At 54.1% G+C, this 6,933-nt stretch carries 6 protein-coding genes; all 6 read right to left on the bottom strand.

Annotation, left to right across the window (positions count from 1 at the left end; all coding sequences use genetic code 11):
- The coding region (locus ACESLU_RS09665; protein ID WP_372638435.1) for a VCBS repeat-containing protein at positions 1-2,053 on the bottom strand (2,053 nt) is incomplete at its 3' end.
- Between the two features lie 45 nt (positions 2,054-2,098).
- Positions 2,099-3,409, bottom strand: a complete 1,311-nt coding sequence (locus ACESLU_RS09660; protein ID WP_372638433.1) for an FG-GAP repeat domain-containing protein — start codon at positions 3,407-3,409, stop codon at positions 2,099-2,101.
- A 117-nt stretch (positions 3,410-3,526) separates the two neighbouring features.
- Positions 3,527-4,882 carry a Gfo/Idh/MocA family protein gene (locus ACESLU_RS09655; RefSeq protein ID WP_372638431.1) on the bottom strand — a complete coding sequence of 452 codons (1,356 nt, stop codon included), beginning with the start codon at positions 4,880-4,882 and terminating at the stop codon, positions 3,527-3,529.
- Between the two features lie 102 nt (positions 4,883-4,984).
- Positions 4,985-5,914 carry a hydroxypyruvate isomerase family protein gene (locus ACESLU_RS09650; protein ID WP_372638429.1) on the bottom strand — a complete coding sequence of 310 codons (930 nt, stop codon included), beginning with the start codon at positions 5,912-5,914 and terminating at the stop codon, positions 4,985-4,987.
- 396 nt (positions 5,915-6,310) lie between these two features.
- The gene (locus ACESLU_RS09645) at positions 6,311-6,460 is read right to left on the bottom strand and encodes a hypothetical protein (RefSeq protein ID WP_372638427.1); all 150 of its coding nucleotides are present in this window, start codon (positions 6,458-6,460) and stop codon (positions 6,311-6,313) included.
- A complete protein-coding gene (locus ACESLU_RS09640) occupies positions 6,432-6,503 on the bottom strand; it encodes a RagB/SusD family nutrient uptake outer membrane protein (protein WP_372638437.1) in 72 nt (23 codons plus the stop codon). The genes ACESLU_RS09645 and ACESLU_RS09640 overlap by 29 nt, the downstream gene beginning before the upstream one ends.
- Positions 6,504-6,933: the final 430 nt, after the last annotated feature.

Below are 6,933 nucleotides of genomic sequence, written 5' to 3'. Positions count from 1 at the left end.
GGTTCCTATAGAGCATTGCCGGCCCTTTGTTTTGGGTCACCGCCAAATCGGGACGCCCGTCCCTGTTAAAATCGCTTACGGCGGCGCCCCGCTGCTGACCATAGATCCTGATACCGCTTTCCTGTCCCTTTACCACCTCAAATGAACCGTCTCCGTCCCCCAGCAGCACCAGGCCTCGCCCTGCATCCAGCCGAGGTGTGTTATCCGGGAAGGCAAAGTTATTCTGACTCAGAAACATATCTTCGTTTCCGTCACTGTTAAAGTCGGCAATTCCCGCATGAAAAGCTGCAGAAAATTGTGCTGTTGCGGGCAACGGGGAAGCCTCGAAGCCCTCCCCTGTATTTATAAACAGCATATGCCTAACGGTGTTCACTTCTTTGGAAGGAATTGTAGACACATCCTGGCCTATCATCTCTGCTACAGACGATCGCGCAAATTGTTCGTGAGAGTTAATTCTTCCCAACACTGACGGCATGGAGTCGAAATCATACAGTTTCCGACGCGGCACGTACGCCTGCAGCGCCGTGTTGTAGTAGCTGTCAATAATATCCAGGGTACCATCCATATCAAAATCACTGTAGTACAGTTTCAACGGGTGCTCCCCGGCAGGCTGGTACACGCTGTTGCTTCCGATATTCCCGGCGACGATATCAGGACGCCCGTCATTGTTGAAGTCTCCGGTTGCCACCCCGTTCCACCAGCCTTTAAATTTCTCCAATCCGGCTTCCGAGCTTACATCCACAAAATGTCCCCCCTGATTTTCCAGCAACACCAGGGAGTCCCAGGCGCGACTGAGCAGCAGGTCCCGGTCGCCGTCCCCGTCGTAGTCCGTAAATACAGCCCCCGACACCAATCCTATCTCATCAAGTTTTTTTGAATTTAACCGATCAAGTACAAACCGTCCCTTTTCATTTCGAAAGAGCCTCGAAGAAGCGTCCCTCGGATATTCCCCCGGCTTAAAACGTCCCCCTACAAAAAGATCCACATCACCGTCTCCGTCATAATCGGAAGCAGCCAGCGGTCCTGTCGTGGACAGGATACCCGGGATTTCCTGCACCACGCCCGGGTCATTATCCCTCTTTATGATATAGGACAGCGCAGAAGGGGCACGGGGATCGCCCTGCTCAAAGTTGGCACTGCCTGTTATGAGGTGCAGTCCCTCCCGGGTATGCCAGCCTAAAATCGCCGTTTGATCACCCGGGGCGGTGGAGTTCAGGGCATCCTGTTCAAGCGGTTCAAACGGTCCCTCACCGGTATTTTCAAACGTGCCCATCCGTCCCCCTTTGCCGGAGGCAATAAAAAGATCGTCGTCCCCGTCTCCGTCGTAATCAATCCAGGCGATGCCCGGTCCCTGTCTGCTCAGCAAAACCGGCAAAAGCGGCTGTACGTTGACATCGGTATAGGGATCCTCATGGTGAACGTATCCTATTTGATCCGATACATCTTCGAATAACGTAGGAACGGACCCCGTTTCCTTTTCTTTCGGCGGACTTTTAACACTCGTCAGAGTCGATGGTTGTTTTATATCGTACACCCGGTTGGCCCGTACGCTGTCAATACGGCTGGTGGAGCCGTCGGGCCATTGCACGGTCAGTATATGGTGCTTGTTTCCCCGGTCTGCTGCAAAAAAAAGCATCGGCTGGGAACCCGATACATAGCTCCCGCCCGCGCTCATCTCCTTTTGCTGATCTACGGATGCGCCTTTTAATGTGACTTTCGCCCCGATCCCGTCGTTGTTGGGCTCCTCCCCGCTTAGCTGCACCGCTATGCGCGGCGCATTTGTCTCATTCCGGTAGACCAGCGCCTCCCGGTTAAACCGGTTGATCACAAAATCGGCATCCCCGTCGTTATCCAGGTCAGCCAGGGCCAGACCCAGAGAGATATCATCTTCTGAAAATCCCCAGTCCTCACTTTTATCAGAGAAGGTAAGATCCTGATCATTTCGAAGCATCTGGTTGGGCAGGGACAGCCGCGGGTAGGTTACAATATCACCCGTACGCTGCATGCCCCCGGCGGACCCGCTCCGGCTGTTTAACTGCATCTGGGTATCCATATCCTGGTAATCATAGGCATAGCCCGTCGTGATAATCAGATCTTCTTAACCATCCAGATCAATATCCAAAAAATTGGTTGCCCACGACCACTCGGTAGCCGTGACATTGCCGTAATTCGAAATTTCGGCAAACGTATGGTCACCGCGATTCAGATAAAGCGAATTCCTGTTGTACTGGGGACGTCCCTCTATGGGATCCAAATGCTCGGATAGCTGGCGCAAGCGTCGCTGGTGGTTGCCGCTCAACATTTCAGTGACAAAAATATCAACCGCTCCATCCCTGTTGATATCAGAGAAGTCCACACCCATGGCAGAAAAGCTCATATTGCGTATAGCATTTCGATCTATACTTCTAAACGTCCCGTCCCCCCGGTTCATCCACATGCGATCGGGCGTCCAAAAGTCATTGGCAACATATAAATCGGGATAACCGTCTCCATTCACATCCTGGAATTTCGCCGTTAGTCCCCAGTCCCGCGAAAGTCCCTGCTCACTTCCATCGGCAGCCATAAAATAATCTTTGTCATTGTCCACTTTCCGAAAAGCACCCTCTCCCCCGTTTATATACAGTTCATCCTTGGTTCCATATTCGTTGCGATACGATTGTCCCTCGGTTTCAATAATGCCATAATACTTGTCAAACGGCGGGACCACCACGAGTGAGTCGCCCTCCCTGCGCACTGTATTTTCGGTGGACAGCTCCTCGGCCGAGTAGATATCGCGGACAGTCTTCAGCTTGTAATTGGTGATATACAGGTCCAAATCACCGTCTTTATCTATATCGGCCAGCGTCATGGTATTGCTGCCATTTGAAGGGCCCAGTCCGCTGTCTCCTTTCAACGCAAAACGCCCCTCTCCATCATTAATGTAGAGTTCGTTTCCCTGAGCCAGGGAGGTAACCAAAAGATCGGGGTGGGAATCGCCGTTGACATCCGCAAAGACTACCCCGGTAGAGTGATACCCCTCGTGCGCAAGATTGGCTTCCTCTGTTATATCCTCAAATTCAAAGCTTCCCAGGTTCCGGTAAAGCTTATTGGGGCCTTCCAGCCGGGCCAGGTAAATATCCACCCGGCCATCTCCGTCCACATCAGCCGTGGCAACGCCTGAGCCATTTAAAAAGTTACGGTTTTCTTCTATGCGTTCCTCGCTCACGAAATTTCGGAAGCGGATACCGGTATCAGTGGAGTCCAGTTTCTGGAAACCGGTGCTCCCAAAAAATGCGGGGGATAATTCCGCCCACCGGTAGCCCTCTTCCCCGTGCCACTCCAAATCGGCAGAGGTCGTGCAGCCAGCAAAGAGAAGCACGATTACCCAGAAGATTCCGGTACTATTTACCAGTGTTTTGCAAACAACCATATACTTTCTGTCCTGCGGGTGCAATGGGCGTGAGTACGGGAATAGACAAGACCGGTACGAATTAAAAAGGCAACATCCCCGAGGGGGGACATCGCCTTTGCGTTCCGCCGCGCTTACCTACAGTACTTTGGTCTGTCCGGGCACGGGTACCGGGTAGAATCCGGTTTCGTCGGGTACCACCGGCGGGGCCGCCTCCCAGCTGAACTCCTCGGGCATTACGCTCAGATCCGAATTCAGCGCTTCCTCCCAGCCGATCACCTTCCCCGAATAGGTTGCCATCCGGCCCATCAGCGCCGTCAGCGTGCTTTTGGCTCCATTTTCGGTGTCATTGATCTGCTCCCCGTTGCGGATCGCCGCGAACAGCTCGTTGTGCTCCTGCTGGTACGGGTTGGGGTCGCCCTCCGCATCGTGCTCATAGAGCGTCTGCCCGTCCCGGCTCTTCAGCACGGCCCGGTCCCCGGCCGTATCGACCGTGCCCCCGGTGGCCTGGAAGAATTCGGCCACCCGGTTCATCGTATCCGGCTGGTGGCGGCACTGGCTGGCCACCACCGCCCCGCTCGGGTAGGTGAACTCCACAAAGTGATGATCGAAAATCTGCCCGTGGTCGCGGCCCGTGCGGATCTCTCGTCCCCCCATGCCCTGGGCGCTGGACGGGTATTCCCCGATAAACCAGTTGGCCACGTCAATATTGTGGATATGCTGCTCCATAATATGATCCCCGCACAGCCATACAAAATAGTACCAGTTGCGCATCTGGTATTCCATCTCGTTCTGGTGGGGCTCCCGCGGTCGCACCCACACGCCTGCGCTGTTCCAGTACACCTGTCCCGACACGATGTCCCCGACCGCCCCGTCGCCAATCCGCTGGAGCGCCTCGCGGTAGCTGTTCTGGTAGTGCCGCTGCAGCCCCACCACCACATTGAGGCCCTTCTGGTCGGCTTTCTCGCCCACTTCCAGAACCTTGCGCACCCCCGGGGCATCGGTCGCCAGCGGTTTCTCCATAAAAACGTGTTTGCCGGCGTCAATCGCCTCCTCAAAGTGGTAGGGGCGGAAGCCCGGCGGGGTCGCCAGGATCACCACATCGGCCAGCCCGATTGCCTCCCGGTAGCCATCGAAACCCGTAAACTTGTGTTCTTCCGGCACGTTGATCTTTTCGGGGGCTTCTTCGGAAAAAACGTTGGTCAGCGTCTCGAAGCTGTCGTCGAGACGGTCCCGGAAAGCGTCGGCCATGGCCACCAGCTGAACGCCCTCCCCGGTGCTCAGAGCCTGCCGTGCGGCACCGGTTCCGCGTCCCCCGCAGCCCACCAGCGCTACCTTCAGGGTCGCCGCCCCCGCCGGCCTCGCCCGCCCGCTAAGCGGCAGGCTCCCCACCATCAGTCCCCCGGCCGCCAGCGAGGAGGCCTTCACAAAATCCTTGCGGGATATCGTCTGTCGTTGATTGTTGTCTGTTTGCTTGTCGGTTGGTGTGCTCATGGTATGCTCTATTCAATTATGTTGATCGTTATATATATCTATATCTATCTATATCCTCGAGCGCCCGGCCTTCCCGGGGCTTTATCCCGGCCGGGAGGCGCCTCAGCGAAAATTATCGGCCGACTGGTAGGCCTCGATAACGGCCGCCTCGCCTTCTTTGCCCTCCCCTGCGTTGCCGTGTTCCATCCCCAGGATGCCCTCAAAGCCTTTCTGGTAAATGTGGGCAAACACGTTCCGGTAGTTGATTTCGCCGGTGCCCGGCTCGTTGCGCCCCGGGACATCGCCCTGCTGGAAATAGGCAATCTCCTCCCAACACCGGTCGATGTTGGTGATCAGGTGGCCCTCGTTCTTCTGCATATGGTAGATGTCGTAGAGGATCTTGCAGGCAGGACTGTCGACGGCCCGGCATATCATATAGGTTTGATCCGAGGTGCGAAGGAACAGGTCCGGGGTATCGCTCAGCGGCTCCAGCACCATCACCAGCCCGTGGGGCTCCAGCACTTCGGCCCCGCGGCGGAGCGTGTCAATCACATGACCGGTCTGGATGCCGACCGGCAGCTCCCGGGTAAAATTGCCCGGCACCACCGTCATCCACTTGGCGTCCACTCGTTGGGCCACCTCGACGGCTTCCCGGCAGGCCTCCACGAAAACATCGGTATATTCCTGCTTGCCCGCTGTAAAGGAATTTGCCGCATTGCCTCCCTTGTCGATGACGAAAACCCCCATCTGCATGCCCTGGCGGGCCAGCTCCTCCCCGATCTGCTCCTGGGTGGCCGGCGAGCGGCCCATCAGCCCGTTGTCTTCGAGGGCGGTGAATCCGGCCTCCGACATAAACTTGATCTGGTCGATCAGGTCTTCGCCCGCATGCGCCCGGAACATGCCGAAATGAGGCGCGTAGTTCAGATTAAAGGCGTCCTGCCGGGAACCCGGCTGCCCGGCCTGGCCCCGGCTGCGCCCCAGGGCCGCCGGTCCGGCCGCCAGCGCCGACGCCCCCGCCAGCGTACTTTGCTGTAAGAATTGTTTTCGGTCCATACTTACCTGTTTTTCCTGTTTATGAAATTTACGATCTACCCTGCAATATATTCTGACGCGTAGTGCGCTTGATTTTCCAATCGTCTTTTCAGCGTATATATGATCTGAAAGCATTGGTTGAGACAAGAAACTTCCAGGTCAGTCAACCGCACAACGGATTCATACTCCATGCTTATGTCCCCGCTAATGAATAAAAGAAATTATCTATTTAAAAACATCTTTTATCCAAAAAGAGGACCACAAGCAAAAGGCGTGAGGTTAATTTACCGATTCAGGCAACGTACGTTCACTAACATATTAACTACTTTACCACTCTCCCTCCTGCCGCCCTATTTCAGGATGCCCGGAAGGGGGATATCTCATTCACTTGGCAAAAGCGAGCGAAGGTGTGCCCCTTCAACCGTGAATGAGATTGTCCCGTGTCGGACGAATGGTCCAGAAGAGCGGATCGTTTCCTGCAACCGGATAGTAACATTCCAATCGCGGAGTCACCTTCTGTCCGTCATTGACTTCATGCTTAATACCCCGGGTTTTGCTCCAACTCATCGTTCCGGTTCATCTCCTCGAAGGGTATGGGCTGAAAATACATCTTGTCATCCCAGGATCGGCTGCCCGGCACATTCGATCGTACTTCATAGCTATAATTCGAATTGTGCAATTCATCCCACAATCCAATGAACTGATGACACTTGTATTATCTGGTATTTTATACACTTATTCAATTATTTTTAAATTCTTTTAAATTTTTTCGGCATTTTTTTGCTTCAGTAAACCATACCGCATGATAAAAAAGTAGTGCATGGCTTTTATTGATGGTATAACAGGATATAAAACTTTTTTATAGGATATCACCCGCCATTGAACATCTATTAGAAATATATCATCGATCCGCCCGGCACCCATGAATCACCATCTCATACTCTGTGCAGGATATTTATTTTAAATATGTGATCCCCGATTGTGCAAATAAAATCGCGCCTGTGCCAAAAGACTCTATTTGAATCTTACAAATTCATTGG

The sequence above is a fragment of the Fodinibius sp. genome (assembly GCF_041642155.1).
Taxonomy (GTDB): domain Bacteria; phylum Bacteroidota; class Rhodothermia; order Balneolales; family Balneolaceae; genus Fodinibius.
The sequence above is the reverse complement of the archived record's forward strand: the minus strand, read 5'-3'. Positions and strand labels throughout refer to the sequence as shown.

Bases quoted from the DNA above. Each gene is read 5' to 3' on its own strand.
- ACESLU_RS09660 (WP_372638433.1), bottom strand. From the start codon at position 3,409: ATGGTTGTTTGCAAAACACTGGTAAATAGTACCGGAATCTTCTGGGTA.
- ACESLU_RS09655 (WP_372638431.1), bottom strand. From the start codon at position 4,882: ATGAGCACACCAACCGACAAGCAAACAGACAACAATCAACGACAGACG.
- ACESLU_RS09650 (WP_372638429.1), bottom strand. From the start codon at position 5,914: ATGGACCGAAAACAATTCTTACAGCAAAGTACGCTGGCGGGGGCGTCG.
- ACESLU_RS09645 (WP_372638427.1), bottom strand. From the start codon at position 6,460: ATGAGTTGGAGCAAAACCCGGGGTATTAAGCATGAAGTCAATGACGGA.